This window comes from Thermus tengchongensis (assembly GCF_021462405.1).
Taxonomy (GTDB): domain Bacteria; phylum Deinococcota; class Deinococci; order Deinococcales; family Thermaceae; genus Thermus; species Thermus tengchongensis.
This window is the reverse complement of sequence record NZ_JAKEDU010000002.1, coordinates 1-18054: the sequence shown is the minus strand read 5'-3', so window position 1 is coordinate 18054 and position 18054 is coordinate 1. Positions and strand designations below refer to the sequence as shown.

Below are 18054 nucleotides of genomic sequence, written 5' to 3'. Positions count from 1 at the left end.
TATGCGGCGGACCACGCGGTACATCCTGGCCACTTCCAACCCCATGGGCGACCTCGAGGCCCTGGAGAAGCTGGTGAAGCTGGCCCCGGACACTGGGGCAGACGCCCTCGCCCTGGTGGGCAACCTCATGCCCAAGACGGCGAAAAGCCGCGACTACGCCGCCTTCTTCCGCATCCTTTCCGAGGCTCATCTCCCCACCGCCTACATCCCCGGGCCCCAGGACGCCCCCATCTGGGAATACCTCCGGGAGGCTGCCAACATCGAGCTGGTGCGGCCCGAGATGCGCAACGTCCACGAGACCTTCACCTTCTGGAAGGGACCCTACCTGGTGGCCGGAGTAGGCGGGGAGATCACCGATGACGGCGAGCCCGAGGAACACGAAGCCCTGCGCTACCCCGCCTGGGTGGCGGAATACCACCTGAAGGCCCTTTGGGACCTGAAGGACTACCCCAAGATCTTCCTCTTCTACACCAATCCCTACCACAAGGGCCTTGGGGAAGGGGGGTCCCATGAGGTGGCCCACCTGGTCAAGACCCACAACCCCCTCGTGGTGATCACCGCCGGTAAGGGGCAGAAGCACGAGATGCTGGGGGCAAGCTGGGTGGTGGTGCCGGGCGACCTCTCCGAGGGTGAGTACAGCCTCCTGGACCTGCGGGCGAGGAAGCTGGAAACCGGAAACGTGCGCTAGGCCCCGGGGGCCCCGCCTGAGGGCGGGGCCCTATGCTCCTAAAAGGAGGTCAAGATGTTGGAGAAGCTTTGGCCCTTCGGCCGGAACCGGGTGCGCAAGGCCTTTGAGGAAGCTTTGGAAAAGGCCTTTAAGGAGACGGGGGAGCTCCTGGAGCCCCTTTCCGAGTTGCAGGAGCACGAGGACCACTACCTCCTCCGGGTGGAGGTGCCGGGCTTGGGCCCCGAGAACCTGGAGGTGCGCCTGGAAGGGGACCAGCTGGTGGTGGAGGGAGAAAAGCGGGAGGAAAAGCGCACCAAGCACCTCTCAGAAATCGTCTACGGCAGGATCTACCGCGCTTATCTCCTCCCCAAGGACGCCAAGAAGGAAGGCCTCGAGGCCAAGCTCCACAAGGGCGTGCTGGAGGTGAGAATCCCCCGGGAGAAGCGCCCCCCTGAGCCTCCGGTGAGGATCCCCGTGCAAGAAGGCTAAGAGATCCACCAACCCTTGGCTCTGCGCCTTGGGTTGGTGGTTTCTTTATCAGGTATCTTGACACTATCATTATCAACTCCTATCCTGAAGTCAGGAGGTGAGCAGGTATGTTGATGAAAGCAGCCGAGTTTGAAAAGCTCTTCCGCCTAGCGGCGGGACTGGACGTGGACAAGAACGACCTCAAACGCCTTTCCGACTTTCTGAGGAACAAGGTCTACGACCTTCTAGTGGTGGCCGAGCGCCACGCCAAGTACAACGGCCGGGACATCATCCTTGAGCCCGACCTTCCCCTCACCAAGGGGCTCCAGGAAACCCTCAAGGAGTTCCGGACCATGGACACCACCCTGGAGCTCACACCCGTGCTGGACGCCTTAGCCGCTTTACCCCCCCTAGACCTGGAGATCTCCGAGGACGTGCGTAACCTGCTTCCCGAGGTGGCCGGGGCCCTGGTGGTGGCTTACGCCCGGGTACTCAAGGAGCTGGATCCCAAGCTCAAAAACCCCCAGACCGAGCACCACGAGCGGGCCGAGCGGGTTTTCAACCTCCTGCTCTAGCATGAGCCAGGATTTTCTGCTCTCCCTTTACCGAAGGGCCACCCGCCTGGTCTTCAACCTGGTGGTGGTGGCCCTCCTCATCGGGCTTTTTGTGGGGGTGGGGCGCACCTTCATGGAGCTGGGTCTCACCCTTACGGAACCCACGGTGCGCCTGGGCCTGAAGGAGCTGGTCACCAACGTCCTCAGTTTGGTCATCGTGTTGGAGCTGGTGCGGGTCTTCGTAGAGTACTTCGAGCTGGAAAGGGTGCGCCTCGAGGTCCTCCTGGAGATCGGGGTGGCCCTGGCCCTGCGGGAACTTCTTCTCCTCCTTTTCGCCGAAAAGCTCTCTGGGCTGGACCTCTTCTTCTGGACCCTGGGCATCCTGGCCCTGGTGGCCGGGCGCACCCTGGCCGTACAGTTCTCGCCGAGGAGGTAGCCATGAAGGTGGAGGAAGTGGTCCTGCCCGGGGTAGGGCGCAAGTACACCGTCACCGTAGGCAGCGGGGACCGCATCGTGATCGTGGTCCACAGCTCCGGCAAGCGGGAACTCCAATACTTTGAGGCCGGGGAGGACGAAGAGCCCAGCGCCGCCCTGGACCTCACCGACGAGGAGGCCCGGGAGCTGGGGGCCATCCTGGCAGGAGTTCTCTTCCACCCGGAAGCGGTGGGGGACACCCAGAGCAAGCTGGGGCAGAAGGTCATCGAGTGGATCCGCGTTCTCCCAGGCTCCCAGCTGGCGGGTCGGAGGGTGGGGGAGCTTCCCTTGCCCCAAGGGGCCCACCTTCTGGCGGTGGACCGCCCGGGGGCACCCTTGATCCCCAACCCCGATCCGGAAACGGTCCTGGAAGTGGGGGACACCCTGGTGGTGGCCGGCACCCGGGAGGCAGTGGAAGCCTTAAAGAGGAGCCTCTGATGCACCCTTCCGTGGAGGCCTTTGCCCTGACCGCAGGGCTCCTGGCCCTGGGGGCGGCCCTGGTTCACCGCTTTGGCTTCCCTCCCTTGCCCATCTACCTTCTTACGGGCCTCTGGGTGGGCGGGGCCTTGCCTGTGGAGGACCTCGAGCCCCTTCCCTCCCTGGGCCTTCTCCTCCTCCTCTTCTCCGTGGGGCTGGAGTTCGGCCCTGATCGCTTAAGAAGCCTCTCGGGCAAGGCGGTGAGGGCTGGTTTTTACGATGGCCTAGCACTACCCGTGGGCTTTTTCCTGGGGCTCATGGCCGGGCTGGACTGGCGGGGGGCGGCCCTTTTGGCGGGCGTCATCTACGTGAGCTCCAGTGCGGTGATCGTCAAGCTGATCATCGACCTGCGGCGGGCGGCCAACCCGGAAAGCGAGGTGGTCCTGGGAGTATCGGTCCTCGAGGACCTGGTGGTGCTGGTCCTCCTGGCCCTCCTGGGGGGTCAGGGCCTCAGCGGTTTCCTCCTGAGCCTCTTCCTGGCCACCGCTTACTTGGCCTCGGCCCGCCTCCTGGGACCAGGACTGGTGCGCTTCATGGAAAGCCTTTCCGACGAACTGGTCCTCCTCCTAGGAGCGGCCTTCACCACGGGGACCGCCCTCCTCTTCCAGGCGGCGGGGGCTTCGGTGGGGCTGGGGGCTTTTTTGGCAGGGACCCTCGCCGCCGCCTTGGGGTTAAGGGAACGCTTGGAGCGCCTCTTCGGCCCGGTGAGGGACCTGGGGGTGGCCCTCTTCTTCCTGGTGGTGGGCGCAGGGGCCCGGGACCTCTTCCAGGGCCTTACCCCAGCCGTGGTGGTCCTGGCCCTGCTGGGCCTCCTGGTCAAGCTCCCCCTTAACCACCTGGGGGGCACCCGGGCAGGCCTCTCCCGCAAGCGTGGGCTTTACAGCGCCCTCTACCTGGTCCCCAGGGGGGAGTTCAACCTGGTTCTGGGGGCTTTAGCCCAGGCCCAAGGCTATCCTCTGGTGGCCCAGGTGGCAGTACTCTTGGTGCTGGTTTCCATTCCCTTAGGGGCGCTCCTCATCCGCTTTGCCCCGGACATCGGGCGCTGGCTCTACCCTAAGGGTCAAAGGGCAAAGCCTGCCCAGGCCAAGGCCCCCTAACCCCCCGAAGGGCCCGTAGGCAGAGATTGCTCCATCGGCCCACGAGGAAGCGGCTTTCCCGTGGCCCTTCGGGAGTTCTTGTTGTGGCCCAAACCACAACAGGGCGCTTATGCCCAGAAAACCAGCCCTTGCAGACTCCCCCAGGAGGCTTTATGTTGAATGCGAGGGAGCACCTATGGAGATTTTTTTCCAGCTCTTCTGGCTCTTTTTCATCCTCTCGGCCCTATCTCCCTACTTGCAGCAACAGATGCTCCTGGGGGCCCGGGCCCGCAAGATCGCTGAGCTGGAAAGGAAGCGCAAAAGCCGCGTGATCACCCTCATCCACCGCCAGGAAGCCGTAAGCTTCCTGGGTATCCCCATCAGCCGCTTCATCAACATCGACGACTCGGAGCAAGTTCTAAGGGCCATCCGCCTCACCGACAAGAACATGCCCATTGACCTCATCCTCCACACCCCTGGGGGCCTGGTCCTGGCGGCGGAGCAGATCGCCGAGGCCCTTTTGCGCCACCCGGCCAAGGTCACGGTCTTCGTGCCCCACTACGCCATGTCCGGGGGCACCCTCATTGCCTTAGCCGCAGACGAGATCGTCATGGACGAGAACGCCGTCTTGGGCCCGGTGGACCCCCAGCTCGGCCAGTACCCCGCGGCCAGCATCCTCAAGGTGCTGGAGAAAAAACCCATCCAGGAGATCGACGACCAGACCCTGATCCTGGCGGACGTGGCGGAAAAGGCCCTCAGGCAGGTGAAGGCCACGGTGAAAAGCCTCCTCATGAAGCGCATGCCCGAGGAGAAGGCCGAGGAGGTGGCCACCCTCCTCTCCCAGGGCACCTGGACCCACGACTACCCCATCGACGTGGCCCAGGCCCGGGAGATGGGCCTTCCCGTGAGCACGGAAATGCCCCTCGAGGTCTATGAGCTCATGGACCTCTACCCCCAGGCCCAGGGGGGCAAGCCCAGCGTGCAGTACGTGCCCGTACCCTACCGCCACCAAGAGCCCAGGAGGCCTTAGGGTGTTCCCCCTCTACGACCTCAACCACGCCCGCCGGCCCGCTTTCGTGGTCAAGGGCCTGGTGTTCTTTAACGCCTTGGCCTTTCTCTGGCAACTTTCCGTGGGCCTGGAGTGGTCTGCCGAGGCCTACGGTTTTATCCCCGCCTTGTTCTTTCAGGACCCCTGGGGCCAGGGCTACCGCCTCCTCACCAGCATGTTCCTCCACGGGAGCTTTTTTCATATTCTATCCAATATGTGGTTCCTCTGGGTCTTCGGGGACAACGTGGAGGACCGCATGGGCCATGGCCGCTTCTTCCTCTTCTATCTCCTTGGAGGCGTGGCAGCCGCCCTAGTCCAGGGCCTCTTCAGCCCCTTGAGCACCATCCCCATGATCGGGGCCAGCGGGGCGGTGTCTGCGGTCTTGGGGGCCTACTACGTCCTCTTCCCCCGGGCCTATGTGGTCTCCGTGGTCTTCTTCATCTTTCCCCTCTTCGTCACCTTCCCCGCCGGGTTCTACCTGGGCTACTGGGCCTTCCTCCAGCTCCTGCAAGGCCTCTTGGGCCTCCCCGGGGTGGCCTGGTGGGCCCACCTGGGGGGGTTCCTCTTCGGCGCCCTCATGGCCCGGCGCTTTGCCCCCAGGTGGCGGCGCTGGTAAACTTTAGCCCATGAAGGTGGTCGAACTCATGACCCCAAACCCCGACACCATCGGGCCAGAGGCCACCCTCGAGGAAGCCGCCCGGCGCATCCTGGAAAAGCGCTACGGCAGCCTCCCTGTGGTGGACAAGGAGGGGTGCCTCCTGGGGCTTCTCCAGGTGGAGGAACTCCTGCCCCACCCGGAGAACGTCCCCTTCTCGGACGTGGAAGCCTTGCAGCTTTTTGGGGAGTGGGTGGATGGGGAGTTTTTGGAGGATATCTACCGGCGCTACCAGAAAACGCCGGTAAAGGCGGTGATGCGCACGGATATCCCCCGCCTGCATCCCGAGGATCCGGTGGGAAAGGCTTTGCAAACTCTCCTCACCAGCGAGGTGCGCCACCTGCCGGTGGTGGACCAGGGCAATAGGGTGGTGGGCATCCTCACCCGGAGCGACTTCCTCAAGCTCATCCTAAGGAGGCGGTGATGCATGGAGCTGGGCACATCCTCGAGGTCTTCTACCTCATCCTGGCTGCCCAGGTCATGGCCTTCCTCTTCAAGCGCCTGAACCAGCCCGTGGTCATTGGCGAGGTGCTGGCCGGCATCTTGGTAGGCCCTGCCCTCCTGGGTTGGGTGCACGAGGGGGAGATCCTGGAGTTCATCGCCGAGCTTGGGGCCATCTTCCTCCTCTTCATGGTGGGCCTGGAAACCCGGCTCAAGGACATCCTGGCCGTGGGAAAGGAAGCCTTCCTGGTGGCGGTTTTGGGGGTGGCCTTTCCCTTCGTGGGGGGGTACCTCTTTGGCCTCCAGATCGGCTTCGCCACCCTGCCCTCCCTCTTCCTGGGCACCGCCTTGGTGGCCACCAGCGTGGGGATCACCGCGCGGGTCTTGCAGGAGCTTGGGGTGCTCTCCCGCCCCTACGCCCGGGTCATCCTGGGGGCAGCCGTCATTGACGACGTGCTGGGTCTTATCGTTCTAGCGGTGGTGAACGGGGTGGCTAAAACCGGGCAGGTGGAGACCGGGGCCATCCTGCAACTCATCCTCCTTTCCGTGGTCTTCGTGGGCCTGGCGGTGGCCCTTTCGCCCCTCTTCGCCCGCCTGCCCCTGGAAAGGCTTCCCGTGGGCAGCCCGGTGGGCTTCGCCCTGGCCCTGGGGGTAGGCATGGCCGCCCTGGCCGCCGCCATCGGCCTGGCCCCCATCGTGGGGGCCTTTTTGGGGGGCATGCTCCTCTCTGAGGTGCGGGAGAAGTACCGCCTCGAGGAGCCCATCTTCGCCATCGAAGGCTTTTTAGCCCCTATCTTTTTCGCCATGGTGGGGGTGCGGTTGGAGCTGGCTGCCCTGATCTCCCCCGCCACCCTGGCGGCGGGAAGCGTGGTCACGGTCATCGCCATCCTGGGCAAGGTGCTGGGTGGGTTCCTGGGCTCCCTCACCCAGGGCGTGCGTTCGGCCCTCACCGTGGGGGTGGGCATGGCTCCCCGGGGAGAGGTGGGGCTGATCGTGGCCGCCCTGGGTCTGGCCGCAGGCGCCGTGAACGAAGAGGAGTACGCCATCGTCCTCTTCATGGTGGTCTTCACCACCCTCTTCGCCCCCTTTGCCCTAAAGCCCCTTATCGCCTGGACGGAAAAGGGCCTGCGCCAGGCTAAGGAGTAGCCCGGTAGGCGGCATAAGCGGCGAGCACCTTGGCCAGGTACTCCCGGGGCTCGTCCCGCTCCTGGAAGCGGAGAAAGGCGTAGAGGTCCCCCTCGCGGGCGATGCCCCTGAGGGTGTAGCCGATGCCCCCGTTGTAGGCGGTGAGGGCACAGGCCAGCTGCTCCAGGCCTTTGAAGGCGGAGCAGCGCTCCAGGAGCCAGCGCAGGTAGCGGGCGGCGTAGCGGATGCTGGCCTCGGGGTCAAAGGGGTCGGCGGGGGGCTCCCCCAGCATCCGGGCCACGTCGGCCCAGGTGCTCCGCAAAAACTGCGCCAGCCCCAGGGCCCCCGTGGGGCTTACCGCCAGGGGGTCAAAGCGGCTTTCCACGTGGAGGAGGGCGTAGAGGAGATCGGGGTCCAGCCCCTCCCTTTGGGCGTATCCCTCCACCCACGCCCGGTAGGGGCGGGGGTAGGCCATGGCGGTGGGCCAGGCGGCGCGGATTCCCTCCCGGTAGGCCCCCAGGCGGTAAAGGAGGGGCACCAGGACAGGCCAGTCTTGGGGGCGCTGCCAGAGGGCGTAGCGCACCACGCCCCGGGCCCAAGCCTCCTTACCGGAGGCCACCAGGGCCTCCACCAGGGGCGCCTCCGGCGGGGGCGAGGAGGAAGGGGCAGGGGGCGGGGGCCCGGGCTCCTTCCCCAGGAGAAGGCCTAACCCCCCCGGCACAAGGCTTAGGGCTTCCTCCCCAAGCTCCCCTAGCCCCAGCTCCCTCGCCAGGAAATAGGCCCGAAGGGCGGCATCATCCGCATAGCGGCTCGAGCCCCGGGCCAGGTCCAAATAGAGCTCCAGGGCCTCCCTCCTGAGGCCCAGCCGCTCCAGAACTCCCGTGGCCCGCCACAAACCTTCTGGGGTGCTCCTCCGGTAGGCGGCCACCGCCTCGAGGAGCCTTCCCATCTCCTCCAGGATCCGCCCCTGAGCGTAGCGGCTTTCCGGGTGGTCATAGCGGGCCAAGGCCTCCAGGGCCTCCTCCCTTCGCCCAAGCCGCCAAAGGGCGTAACCCAGGCCCAGGTACCCCCTGGGGTCCTCTCTGGCCCACTCCCGGTAAAAGGGCAAAGCCTCCTCATAGCGCCCTAGCCGGAAAAGCGCCTGGGCGCGGAGGTCGGGACGCACCCCCAGGGGAAGAACCCGCAAAAGAGCCTCGTAGGCCCGCCCCCGGAAGAGGGCTTCCCAAAGCCTCTCCCCCTCCCCCAGGGAAAGGAGGGCGGCCACCGCCTCCTCTTCGGGCAAAAGCCTCTGCCAGGCAGAAAAGGCCCGGGGGTCCTGGGCTTTCTGTAGGAGGAAAGCGGCCTTGCGCCAGGCGGCTTTCGCTTCCCAGCCCGGTTCAAAGGCCCGCACCTCCTCCAAGAAAAGGGCGTAGCGCCAAGCGTACTCCGCCCGTTCCGCCAAGGGGACCTCCTCCCGGTCCACCAGCAGCCAGCCCGAAAGCATCCGGGCATACCCTTCGCCGCCCAGGGCCACCTGGCGCATCTCCTCCACCCTTCCCCCCTCCAGGGCAGCGAAGGGCTCGGGAAGGCCCTGGGCCTGGCAGGAGGTAAGGGCCAGGAGGAAGGAGAGAAGGAACCCACGCACACCCCTACCCTAGCAAAAGCCCCATGGCAAGCCCAAAGGCCAGGCTCCCCCTCCGCCTTGGGAGAGGCATTCCTTTCCTTAACGGAAGCCCCCTGGTAAAACCCCGAGGCCTGAGCGTAGCCTAGTAGGGCTTATGGAGGGTCGTGTTCCCCCCCACAACCTCGAGGCGGAACAGAGCGTCCTTGGGGCCATTCTCCTGGATTCCGATGTGCTGGACGAGCTGGAAGGCCTCCTCCCCTCCCCCGAGGCCTTTTACGCGGAGGCCCACCGCAAGATCTACGCCGCCATGCAGGCCCTAAGGTCCCAGGGGAAGCCCGTGGACCTGGTGACCTTGGCAGAGGAGCTATCCCGCCGGGGGGAGCTGGAAACCCTGGGAGGGGTCAGCTACCTGGTCCAGCTTTCCGAGGCCACCCCCACCGCCGCCTATGCGGAGCACTACGCCCGCATCGTGGCGGAGAAATGGACCCTAAGAAAGCTCATCCAGGCTGCAGGCGAGGCCATGCGCCTGGCCTACGAGGAGGCGGGAAGCCTGGACGAGATCCTGGACACCGCGGGCAAGAAGATCCTCGAGGTGGCCCTCACCCAGACGGAAACCGAGGCCCGCCCCATGCGGGAGCTGGTGCACGAAACCTTTGAGCACATTGAATCCCTCTTCCAAAACAAGGGGGAGGTGGCCGGGGTACGCACGGGTTTCAAGGAACTGGACCAGCTCATCGGCACCCTGGCCCCGGGCTCCTTAAACATCATCGCCGCCCGCCCCGCCATGGGAAAGACCGCCTTTGCCCTCACCATCGCCCAGCACGCCGCCCTGAAGGAGGGCATAGGGGTGGGCATCTACTCCTTGGAGATGCCCGCCTCCCAGCTCACCCTGCGCCTCATGTGCTCGGAAGCCCGCATCGACATGAACCGGGTGCGCCTGGGCCAGCTCACCGACCGGGACTTCTCCCGCCTGGTGGACGTGGCGGGAAGGCTTTCCGAAGCCCCCATCTACATCGACGACACCCCAGACCTCACCCTCATGGAGCTCAGGGCCCGGGCCAGGCGGCTTAGAAGCCAGTACGAGGTGGGCCTTCTCATCATCGATTACCTCCAGCTCATGTCCGGCCCCGGGGCGGGCAAGCAGGGGGAAAACCGGCAGCAGGAGATTGCCGCCATCTCCCGCGGGCTTAAGGCCCTGGCCCGGGAGCTCCACATCCCTGTCATCGCCCTGAGCCAGCTCTCCCGGGCGGTGGAGGCCAGGCCCAACAAGCGCCCCATGCTCTCGGACTTGCGAGAGTCGGGTTGCTTGGCTGCAGACACCCTAGTCCAGCTGGCCGATGGCTCAAGGAAACCCATTCGCGACCTGGTAGGCAGGTCGGGGTTTTCCGTTCTGGCCCTCAACGAAGCTACCATGAAGCTGGAGGCAGCCAAGGTAAGCCGGGCCTTTGCCACGGGGGTAAAACCCGTCTTTGTTCTCAACACGCAACTGGGCCGCCGGATTCGTGCCACCGCCAACCACAAGTTCCTAACCCCAAAGGGATGGAAGCGTCTGGATGAGCTTCGGCCCGGGGATTGGGTAGCCTTACCTCGGAGGCTGGATGTGGCCGCCCAACAAACCCTTAGGGACGAGGAACTCGCCCTTCTCGGGCACCTCATCGGGGATGGTTGCACCCTACCCCGTCACACCCTCCAATACACGACGCGAGATCCAGACCTTGCCCACGGAGTAGTTCAACTGGCCACAGCCGTGTTTGGGGACGCACTCAACCCCCAGATCAAGGCTGAACGGGGGTGGTTCCAGGTTTACTTGAGCGCAAACCGGCGTCTAGGGAAGGGTATCCGCAATCCCCTAGCGGAGTGGTTGGAGGAACTGGGTATCTGGGGGCTAAGGGCTCACGAAAAGCGGGTGCCGGAACCGGTATTCACCCACCCTCCCTTTGCCATTGCTCGATTCCTTCGCCACCTCTGGTCCACCGACGGGTGCTTTCACATGTCAAGGGGGGAAAAACCTTACCCAAGGGTCTACTACGCCACCAGTAGCGAACGGTTGGCTTTGGACGTCCAGACCCTTCTGCTCCGCTTAGGCATCAACTCCCGTATTCGGCGCATTTCGCAAAAGGGAAAGGGCCGCGACCAGTTCCATGTCATCATTAGTGGACACCATGACCTAAGCGCTTTCCTTTATCAGGTGGGCGTTGTGGGCGCCCGTCAGGCTAAGGTTGCAAAGGAAGTGGAGGCTTACCTTCAAAGCCGCAGCGGCAATCCTAACCGGGATGTGATCCCTGCAGAAGTTTGGCTGCCTACCATTCGGCCCGTGTTAGGGGCATCAGGGCTTTCCCAGCGGGAACTCTACCGCGCCGTGAGCGTGGCCTACGCAGGCAGCGCGCTCTTTAGGCAAAACCTAAGCCGGGACCGGGCCTTGCGAATGGCCCAGGCCCTAAAATCGGAGGCTTTGGGCCAGCTGGCTACCAGCGATGTTTACTGGGACAAGGTAGCCTCCATCCGACCGGACGGGGTGGAGGAAGTATTTGACCTCACCGTCCCTGGCTTGCACAACTTCGTTGCCAACAACATCATCGTCCACAATTCCATCGAGCAGGACGCCGATTTGGTGATGTTCATCTACCGGGACGAGTACTATAACCCCCACTCCGAAAAGGCCGGGATCGCCGAAATCATCGTGGGCAAGCAGCGCAACGGCCCCACAGGCACGGTGGAACTCCAGTTCCACGCTGCCCACGTGCGCTTCAACGACCTGGCCCGGGAGCCCTAGGTGTGGCCCGCCTGCAAAAGGGCAGCCGCCCCTTGGGCCAAGGCCTCCTTCAGGTCCCGGTGGCCCAGGGAGAGGCCCAAGGCAAGGGCCTCGAGGTAGCTTTCTTCAATAAAGGCAATCTCTATGGCGATGATCTTCTCAAAAGCCTCCACCGCGCTGTAGACCTCCGGGCCACGGAGGGCAGTGCGCAGGTGCTCGAGGGAGAGCTCCTGCACGATCCCCATAGCGGGAATCATGGCCCTGGGTCCGATGCCCAGCCTGGCATGGACCAGCCCGATGCGCCTGCGCCCCTCTGCATAAGCACGGTCGTACACGCCCGAAAAAAGCTCCCCGTACCAGCGGGCGAAGGTGCCGTAAAGCCGCTCCACCCTGCCAGGTACCGCATGGAGGATGGCCCCAAGCTCCTCGTCCCGCCCCAGGTAGTCGTAAAAGGCCAAGGCCACCTCGGGCGCCAAGGGCGCCATGAGGGTGCCCAGGTCCCGCAGTATGGCCGCATGGGCTTCGGTGAAACCGGTGCGGCGCTTGAGCAGGTCCAGAAGGGCCCCGGAGTCCACGGGACAAATGTACCTTTCCCTGATCCCTCGTGTCTAGGCCAAAACCCCAGGATCAGGTTCCCTGGGGTCCCCCCTCCCAGGCCCCTCTTTCTTTGTCCCCCATGGCCATGGGGTAGCCTTACTCCGTGCTCACCCCCTGCTCCACCTGCTGGCTCACGGGCTCCACCATGCGGAAGTGCTGAGCGGGGTCCAGGAGGAGCTTCTCCAGGCGGGCCGCCTTCTCCTCCCGCTTGGCCTCCCGAAGGACCCGGATGTAGGCGGAAAGGAGCTCCCGCACGTCCTCTATCCCCCTCAGGTCCAAAGGCTTCACCGCCACCTTGGCCCCCTTGGCCAGGCGGCGCCGCATGGCCTCCTCCGTGAGGCCCATCTCCGGCCAGTGGCGCAGGTAGACCCGCCCCCCGGTCATGCCCGAGCAGATCCAAGGGCCAGGGTCCCCCAGGACCAAGGCCCGCCCCCGGGTCATGTACTCAAAGGCAAACCCCTTGGCCTGGGCTCGGGCCGCCAGGTTGCCGAGCTCGTCCCTCAGGGGCCTTTCCGGTTCGCCGCCCAGGATCACATCCGCCCCGGAAAGCCGGATGCAGAAGCGGCTATCCGCCACCCCCTCCACGATGAGGAGACCCCCTATGGCCCCGTAGGCGAAGCTCTTGCCCACGGAGCCATCCACGTAGGCCCCGTAGGGGTTCCGGCCCTTGAGGATGGCCACCGTGCCCCCGAAAGCGCTCTTGGCCACCCCGTCCTGGGCACCCCCTTCCACCACCACCTTCATGCCCTCGAGGTTAAAGGCCGCCAGGCCATTCCCGGCCACGCTCCCCGCATCAAAGCGAAGCTCCACCTCGGCGTCGAAGCCCTTGCCGTAAAGCCTCCTCCGGGCGATCTCCCCCGCCAGGTGGGCCCCCAGGGCGCGGTCGGTGGAGTTCACCGGACCCTCCTGGAAGACCAGCTTGCGGCTTCCCTCCCCATAAGCCCCCATCACCACCTCGGTGATGGTGCGGGTAAGCTGGTTCAAGGGCTTGCGGAGGACGTGGGCCGAGGTGTCCTTAAGCCACTCGGGCTCCTCCACGGGCAGGAAGAAGTAGGAAAGGTCCAGCTCCTCCAGGTGGTCCCGCTGGTAGAGAAGGTCCACCCGGCCCCTGAGCTCCCGTAGCGAGCGGGCCCCCAAGGCGGCTACCAGCTCCCTTAGGGCCTCCCCCTTGGCCTCAAAGAAGCGGGTGAGGTGCTCCACCGCCCGGTCCAGATCCTGGGGCACGAAGCGCTTGAGCCCGTGGGCCAAAGCCTCCTCCACCGTTTCGATCTGGGTGGTGATGCCCACGTGGCAGGTATCCAGCTGGCACCCCCGGCAGATGGTGCAGCCGATGGCCACCATGGCCATGGTGGCCATGCCCACCCGGTCCGCGCCCAGGAGGACCATGCGGAGCACGTCGTAAGCGGTCTTAAGCCCGCCGTCGGCCCAAATCTCCACCTTGTCCCGCAAGCCTGCCCGCACCAAAGCCCGGTGGGCCCGCCGCACCCCGAGCTCCACGGGAAGCCCCGCGTACTTGAGGGCGTGAAGCCTGGCCGCCCCCGTCCCCCCCTCAAACCCCGAAAGGGTGATGACGTCCGCCCCCGCCTTGGCGATCCCCACGGCGATGGTGCCAATCCCGGGGATGACGGGCACCTTCACGGAAACCAGGGCCTTGGGGTTCACCGTCTTCAGCTCTTCGATGAGCTGGGCCAGGTCCTCGATGGAGTAGAGGTCGTGGTTGTTGGAGGGGCTGATAAGGTCCACCCCAGGCACAGCGTTGCGGGCGGCAGCCACCTTGGGGGAGACCTTCTTGCCCGGCAGGTGCCCTCCCTCCCCCGGCTTGGCCCCCTGGCCGATCTTGATCTCGATGACGCTGGCGGAGTTCAGCATGTAAGCGTGGACGCCGAAGCGGCCACTGGCCACCTGCTGCCCGCGCCAGTGGGTGTATTTCCCCAGCATGTCGGGGATCTCCCCGCCTTCGCCGTTGATGCAGAGCATGTTGAGGCGCTTGGCCGCCTCCACGTAGGCGCGGAAGGAGGCCTCCCCTTGGGAGCCAAAGCTCATGGCGCTGATGAGGAAGGGCAGGGAGTGGCCCCCCACGGAAAGGTCCACCTCTTCGGGGGAAACCTCGCTCCTTTCGGGGAAGCGCACCTCCAAAAGCTGCCTGGCGGCCACCGGGCTTTCCCGCTCCAGGGAGCGGACCTTCTCCTGGAAGTGGCTGTAGGGGGCCTGGCCGCTGGCCACCTCCTGGGCCGCCTTGTAGATCCTGGGGTTGAAGCGGAAGTCCTTGGCGGGAAGGACCTTTTCCGCCCTCAAGAAGCCCTCCCGCTCCAGGAGGGTGCGCTCCAGCTCCAAGAAGCCGTAGCCCCCCGTTTCTGAGCCGAGGAAGTTCCGGGTGCCGAAGTAATCGGCCAGCTCCGGCTTGAGGCCGAGGGCGCTGAAGATCTTCCCGTAGCCCCTTAGCTCGTGGATGCCCATGGTGGAGATGACCTTCTCCAGGCCCTTGCGCAGGGCTTCCAGGGCGTTGGCCATCCCCTTCCTCCCCTCCAGGGCCCGGGCCTTCTCCTCCAGAAGCCAGGGGGCCACCGCCTCCGCCCCCAGGCCCAGGAGGAAGGCGATGTCGTGCAGGTTCCGCACGCCCCCGGAGTGCACCAGGATGGAGGTGCGCCGCCTCAGGGCCACCCCTTCCGCATCCCGCTTCATGAGGGCCCGGTTCACCGCCGCCACCGCCAGGCCGATATCGATCCAGACCCCTCCTTGGAAGGCCTCCCGGTCGGAGAGGATGAGGACCTCGGCCCCCTCCTCCACCGCCCGCACCGCCTCCTCCTCCAGCCGCCTAAGCCCCAGGAGGAGGCCCTCCTCCACGGTGAACTGGGGCACCAGGGTATGGGTCTGGAAGCGCTCCTTGACCTCGGCCAGGGTCAGGGTGCCGAAGGCCTCCGCCAGGCCCTGGTCCTCCTCCAAGACGATGGGCAAAAGGAGCTCCTCCACCCTGCCCCCGCCCCGGCCGTCGGGCAAGGGGCGGCGGCCCAGGAGGGTGCGGGTGGAGAAGTGTTCGATCTCCCTTTCGCGGTCGATGGCGGGGTTGGTCACCACCGCCACGGTCTCCTTGAAGAACTCGGAGAGGTTGGGCTTCTCCGGGTTCAAAGCGGCCAGGGGACCGTCGTAGCCCAGGGAGCCGATGGGCTCGTTGCCGGTCTTGGCCAGGGCCTCGAGGTAAGCTCCATCCCACCGGTCCCAGCCGAAGGCCCGCTCCAAGCCCAACGGGGGCGGGGCCGGCTTCTCCTCCACCTGGGGCTCGCTCCCCCCGGCCACGGGAGGCGGGGCCTGGCGGATGGGCCCCGAAAGGTGGACCCGGTACCCCGCCACCGGGGTGCGGGCGGCAATCCGCTCCAGCACCAGGCGCTGGTGGCGGTCAAAGGGGTAGACCTTGGGCCCTTCCGGGGTGAGGCGCAGGTAGACCTTTTCCCCGGGAGCCAGGGGCTTGGGTTCGGTGACGAACTCCTCGGCGCTGAATACCCCCCGTTCGGAGGAGAAAACGATCTCGTAAGGGGTTTCCAGCTGCCAAAGGGGCCTAAGGCCCATGGCGTCCGTGGCGAAGACCGCCTCGTCCCGGTGGCGGCTCACGATGGCGGCAGGCCCCTGGGCCAAAGGCCCAAAGCGCTGCCTCAGGGCCAGGTAGAGGTCCTGAAGCTCTGGCGGAAGCCCCTTCACCTCCCCCAGCACCGGGGGGAAGACCAGGTCCATGGCCTCGGGGAGGGTAAGGCCGTAGCGGTAGATGAGCCCCTCCAGCATGCGGTTCAGGTCCTGGGAGTCCGAGCCCCCGGTGCGGGGGATGCCGAGGAAGTCCAGCTCCCGCCTCAGGCGCTCGATGGTGTTGATCTCGCCGTTGTGGCCCAGAAGGCCAAAGGGCTGGACCTGCTCAAAGGTGGAGAGGGTGTTGGTGGAGTAGCGGTTGTGCCCCAGGGCGATGGCGCTTTTGAACTCGGGGCGGGAAAGCTCGGGGTAGTAGCGCTTCAGAAGCTCCGCCGCCCCTCGCACCTTATAGACCACGCTGTAGGTGGAGAGGGAAACCACGTGGACGGGGAAGCTGGCCTCGAGCCTCAGGCCCAGCTCCCACAGGGGCGCATCCCCATCGGGGCTAAGCCCCGCCACCTGGAGGAAGATGGGCTCGGTGCGACGGCCCACCGGGCCCAGCACCTCGCTCACCACCTCCCCCAGGCGGAAGTGCACGGGCCGCACCCCAAGGGGCTGGCCCTCCCGCCTCAGGAGCTCTTGGAACTCCTCGAGGCGCCCCGCCTCGGTTTTGGGCAGGAAAAAGTGCCCCACGAAGAAGCGGGGATTAAAGGCCAGCTCCGGATCGAGCCCCGCCTCCTCCAGGAAGCGGGCCCACAGCTCCCGGGGGATGTCGGTTTGGATCCCGGTCCCATCTCCCTCGCCTCGGATGGCCCCCGCCCGGTGGGCCATGCGGTAAAGGCTTTCCAGGGTCCTCCGCACGATACGGTGGGAGGGCTTGCCGCTTTTCTCCGCCATGGCGATGATGCCACAGGCGTCCTGGCCTAGGGGGATATCCGGGTAGGCTTCCTTCCAGGTCATCTTGGGGCTCCTTCTTGCGGCTCGGGGGTTTGGTGTAGGCAAAGATATGCGCGTCGTTCCTCGGATTATACACCCCCCTGGGGGTAGGGTCAAGGCCAGGACTTTACCCACCTGAGCTCCCCCTTTGAGTTCAGACAAAATGGGGCTGTATGAGGAGCTTGCCGTTTGGACCGGAGGCTCTACGCCCCTTCGTGAGCCCTCTGCTGGATGCCTGGCTGGAGTGCCACGAGGAGAAGGTAGCCCGGTTGCTCTGGGCCATCCTGGCCTCAGGTTCTGCCCGCAAGAGCGATTGGGCCAGAGCCTACCGCCAAGAGGCCACGGAGGAAGCCAACTACAAGGCCATTGACCGACTCCTTCCCCTCCTGGAACCCCAGCGCTACCTCCTGCGCCTCCTGGACCCCAAGACCCCCTTCCTCCTGGTGGACCCCACGGAGGTACCCCGTCCCCAGGCGAAACGGACCCCCTACGTGGGCCGGCTTTCCGACGGCAAGACCCTGGGCTTTTGGGCGGTGGTGTTGGCCCAACCCTACGAGGGCCGGGCGGTGCCGGTGTACGCGGGGAGCTACTGGGAGGGGAAGCCGGAGGGAGGAACCGGACCTGGGAGGATGTGGTGGAGGCGGTGCGGGAATACGTGGAGGAGGAGACGGTGTGGGTATTTGACCGGGAGTTCTCCTTTGCCGGGTAGCTGGAAGCGCTGGAGCGGGCGGGGGTGAGGTATGCGGTGCGGCTGAACCTGGGGACGAGGCCGCGGTTGGAATGGAGAGGGGAGCGGTTGGTGCCCTGGGTGGACCGGGGGCGGGAGGTGAGGTACGAGGGGGTGAGGTACCGGGGGGAGGTGGAGGTGAACCTGGTGGGGGTGTGGCGGGAGGGGATGCGGGAGGCGCTTTGGGTGATGGGGAACCTACCTCCGGAGGAGCTTCTTGGGGTGTACGGGGAGAGGATGAAGATGGAGGAGGGGTTCAGGGACCTGAAGGGGCACATGGGGTTTGCTGGGGTGATGAGCAAGGGGTGGGAAGCGATGGAGAAGACGCTGGCCCTGGTGGCGTTGGCCTACGGGGTGGGGCTTTTTGTCCTCTTGAGGGGGCCTGTGCGCTTTTCCCGGGAGGAATGGGAAGGGATCCTGCGCCAAGCCATGGAGGTCTGGTGGCACAGGCTATTTCCTGTTCCCCCTCATCCCCAGGAGGCAAGGGATGTCCGAACTTAGAGGGGGGGCTCAGCCGGTTGGGTTGGGTTTGCCTTGCAAGCCCTCTTGAGTTATGCATTTCCCCATGGGCAAGCCCGGATTCCCCCGAAGAGAGCCTAGACCCAGTGAAGTCCTGCGCCTCTACCTGCACCTAAGTAGCCATGCATAGACTTTGCCCCACTTCCCTCTCCAGGCGCTCCTGCAGTTTCCTCAACGCCTCCCCCACCCCTCGCCTCCGCTCCTCCACGCCCCCGTAGTCCCGCCGCAGCCACAACCACCCCTTCACCCGCCGCCACACCGTCTCCACCGGGTTGTACCGCGGACTGTACCGCGGCAGGTACACCACCTCCAACCCCCGT

At 65.5% G+C, this 18054-nt stretch carries 17 protein-coding genes; 13 read left to right on the top strand and 4 right to left on the bottom strand.

What is annotated here, in order from left to right; all coding sequences use genetic code 11:
* Window position 1 precedes the first annotated feature (1 nt).
* The 10 genes from L1087_RS02385 (at window position 2) to L1087_RS02340 (ending at window position 7006) form a co-directional block, all read left to right on the top strand.
* Complete coding sequence (locus L1087_RS02385) at window positions 2–688, top strand: metallophosphoesterase family protein (RefSeq protein WP_234554514.1); 687 nt, start codon at window positions 2–4, stop codon at window positions 686–688.
* Between the two features lie 54 nt (window positions 689–742).
* The gene (locus tag L1087_RS02380) at window positions 743–1156 is read left to right on the top strand and encodes an Hsp20/alpha crystallin family protein (protein ID WP_038041530.1); all 414 of its coding nucleotides are present in this window, start codon (window positions 743–745) and stop codon (window positions 1154–1156) included.
* Between the two features lie 107 nt (window positions 1157–1263).
* Entirely contained in the window at window positions 1264–1710 is a 447-nt protein-coding gene (locus L1087_RS02375) for a DUF1931 family protein (RefSeq protein ID WP_234554515.1), read from the top strand.
* A gap of 1 nt (window position 1711) precedes the next feature.
* Window positions 1712–2125, top strand: a complete 414-nt coding sequence (locus tag L1087_RS02370) for a phosphate-starvation-inducible PsiE family protein (RefSeq protein ID WP_038041527.1) — start codon at window positions 1712–1714, stop codon at window positions 2123–2125.
* Between the two features lie 2 nt (window positions 2126–2127).
* Window positions 2128–2601 (top strand): cation:proton antiporter regulatory subunit, encoded by a 474-nt coding sequence (locus tag L1087_RS02365; RefSeq protein ID WP_038041525.1) that lies wholly within the window; start codon window positions 2128–2130, stop codon window positions 2599–2601.
* On the top strand, window positions 2601–3737 hold the full coding sequence (locus L1087_RS02360) for a cation:proton antiporter (protein ID WP_234554517.1): 1137 nt from the start codon (window positions 2601–2603) through the stop codon (window positions 3735–3737). Before L1087_RS02365 ends, L1087_RS02360 begins: the two co-directional genes overlap by 1 nt.
* A 175-nt stretch (window positions 3738–3912) precedes the next feature.
* Entirely contained in the window at window positions 3913–4746 is an 834-nt protein-coding gene (locus tag L1087_RS02355) for an SDH family Clp fold serine proteinase (RefSeq protein ID WP_135259579.1), read from the top strand.
* Window position 4747: 1 nt separating this feature from the next.
* A complete protein-coding gene (locus tag L1087_RS02350) occupies window positions 4748–5380 on the top strand; it encodes a rhomboid family intramembrane serine protease (RefSeq protein ID WP_234554518.1) in 633 nt (210 codons plus the stop codon).
* A gap of 10 nt (window positions 5381–5390) precedes the next feature.
* Window positions 5391–5843 (top strand): CBS domain-containing protein, encoded by a 453-nt coding sequence (locus L1087_RS02345; RefSeq protein WP_038041517.1) that lies wholly within the window; start codon window positions 5391–5393, stop codon window positions 5841–5843.
* Window positions 5843–7006, top strand: a complete 1164-nt coding sequence (locus tag L1087_RS02340; RefSeq protein WP_038041515.1) for a cation:proton antiporter — start codon at window positions 5843–5845, stop codon at window positions 7004–7006. The genes L1087_RS02345 and L1087_RS02340 overlap by 1 nt, the downstream gene beginning before the upstream one ends.
* Here L1087_RS02340 and L1087_RS02335 read toward each other — a convergent pair.
* Window positions 6996–8609, bottom strand: coding sequence for a transglycosylase SLT domain-containing protein (locus tag L1087_RS02335; RefSeq protein ID WP_234557478.1), 1614 nt, complete (start codon window positions 8607–8609; stop codon window positions 6996–6998). The two genes, L1087_RS02340 and L1087_RS02335, sit on opposite strands and share 11 nt — an antisense overlap.
* A 133-nt stretch (window positions 8610–8742) precedes the next feature.
* Here L1087_RS02335 and L1087_RS02330 point away from each other — a divergent pair, with 133 nt between their 5' ends.
* Window positions 8743–11361 carry a replicative DNA helicase gene (locus tag L1087_RS02330; RefSeq protein ID WP_234557477.1) on the top strand — a complete coding sequence of 873 codons (2619 nt, stop codon included), beginning with the start codon at window positions 8743–8745 and terminating at the stop codon, window positions 11359–11361.
* Here L1087_RS02330 and L1087_RS02325 read toward each other — a convergent pair.
* On the bottom strand, window positions 11358–11915 hold the full coding sequence (locus L1087_RS02325; RefSeq protein ID WP_135259568.1) for a protoglobin domain-containing protein: 558 nt from the start codon (window positions 11913–11915) through the stop codon (window positions 11358–11360). The genes L1087_RS02330 and L1087_RS02325 overlap by 4 nt on opposite strands.
* A 118-nt stretch (window positions 11916–12033) precedes the next feature.
* A complete protein-coding gene (locus tag L1087_RS02320; protein ID WP_234557476.1) occupies window positions 12034–16512 on the bottom strand; it encodes a glutamate synthase-related protein in 4479 nt (1492 codons plus the stop codon).
* Between the two features lie 149 nt (window positions 16513–16661).
* On the opposite strand from L1087_RS02320, the gene L1087_RS02315 reads away from it, so the two are divergent.
* Window positions 16662–17225 (top strand): hypothetical protein, encoded by a 564-nt coding sequence (locus L1087_RS02315; protein ID WP_234557475.1) that lies wholly within the window; start codon window positions 16662–16664, stop codon window positions 17223–17225.
* 8 nt (window positions 17226–17233) lie between these two features.
* Complete coding sequence (locus L1087_RS02310; protein WP_234557474.1) at window positions 17234–17716, top strand: hypothetical protein; 483 nt, start codon at window positions 17234–17236, stop codon at window positions 17714–17716.
* Window positions 17717–17846: 130 nt separating this feature from the next.
* Here the strand turns inward: L1087_RS02310 and L1087_RS02305 are convergent.
* Window positions 17847–18054: transposase (locus L1087_RS02305; protein ID WP_234557473.1), on the bottom strand; the 208-nt coding region annotated here is incomplete at its 5' end.

Coding starts and splice junctions, on each gene's coding strand:
- L1087_RS02385 (WP_234554514.1), top strand. CDS start 2: ATGCGGCGGACCACGCGGTACATCCTGGCCACTTCCAACCCCATGGGC.
- L1087_RS02380 (WP_038041530.1), top strand. CDS start 743: ATGTTGGAGAAGCTTTGGCCCTTCGGCCGGAACCGGGTGCGCAAGGCC.
- L1087_RS02375 (WP_234554515.1), top strand. CDS start 1,264: ATGTTGATGAAAGCAGCCGAGTTTGAAAAGCTCTTCCGCCTAGCGGCG.
- L1087_RS02370 (WP_038041527.1), top strand. CDS start 1,712: ATGAGCCAGGATTTTCTGCTCTCCCTTTACCGAAGGGCCACCCGCCTG.
- L1087_RS02365 (WP_038041525.1), top strand. CDS start 2,128: ATGAAGGTGGAGGAAGTGGTCCTGCCCGGGGTAGGGCGCAAGTACACC.
- L1087_RS02360 (WP_234554517.1), top strand. CDS start 2,601: ATGCACCCTTCCGTGGAGGCCTTTGCCCTGACCGCAGGGCTCCTGGCC.
- L1087_RS02355 (WP_135259579.1), top strand. CDS start 3,913: ATGGAGATTTTTTTCCAGCTCTTCTGGCTCTTTTTCATCCTCTCGGCC.
- L1087_RS02345 (WP_038041517.1), top strand. CDS start 5,391: ATGAAGGTGGTCGAACTCATGACCCCAAACCCCGACACCATCGGGCCA.
- L1087_RS02340 (WP_038041515.1), top strand. CDS start 5,843: ATGCATGGAGCTGGGCACATCCTCGAGGTCTTCTACCTCATCCTGGCT.
- L1087_RS02330 (WP_234557477.1), top strand. CDS start 8,743: ATGGAGGGTCGTGTTCCCCCCCACAACCTCGAGGCGGAACAGAGCGTC.
- L1087_RS02320 (WP_234557476.1), bottom strand. CDS start 16,512: ATGACCTGGAAGGAAGCCTACCCGGATATCCCCCTAGGCCAGGACGCC.
- L1087_RS02315 (WP_234557475.1), top strand. CDS start 16,662: ATGAGGAGCTTGCCGTTTGGACCGGAGGCTCTACGCCCCTTCGTGAGC.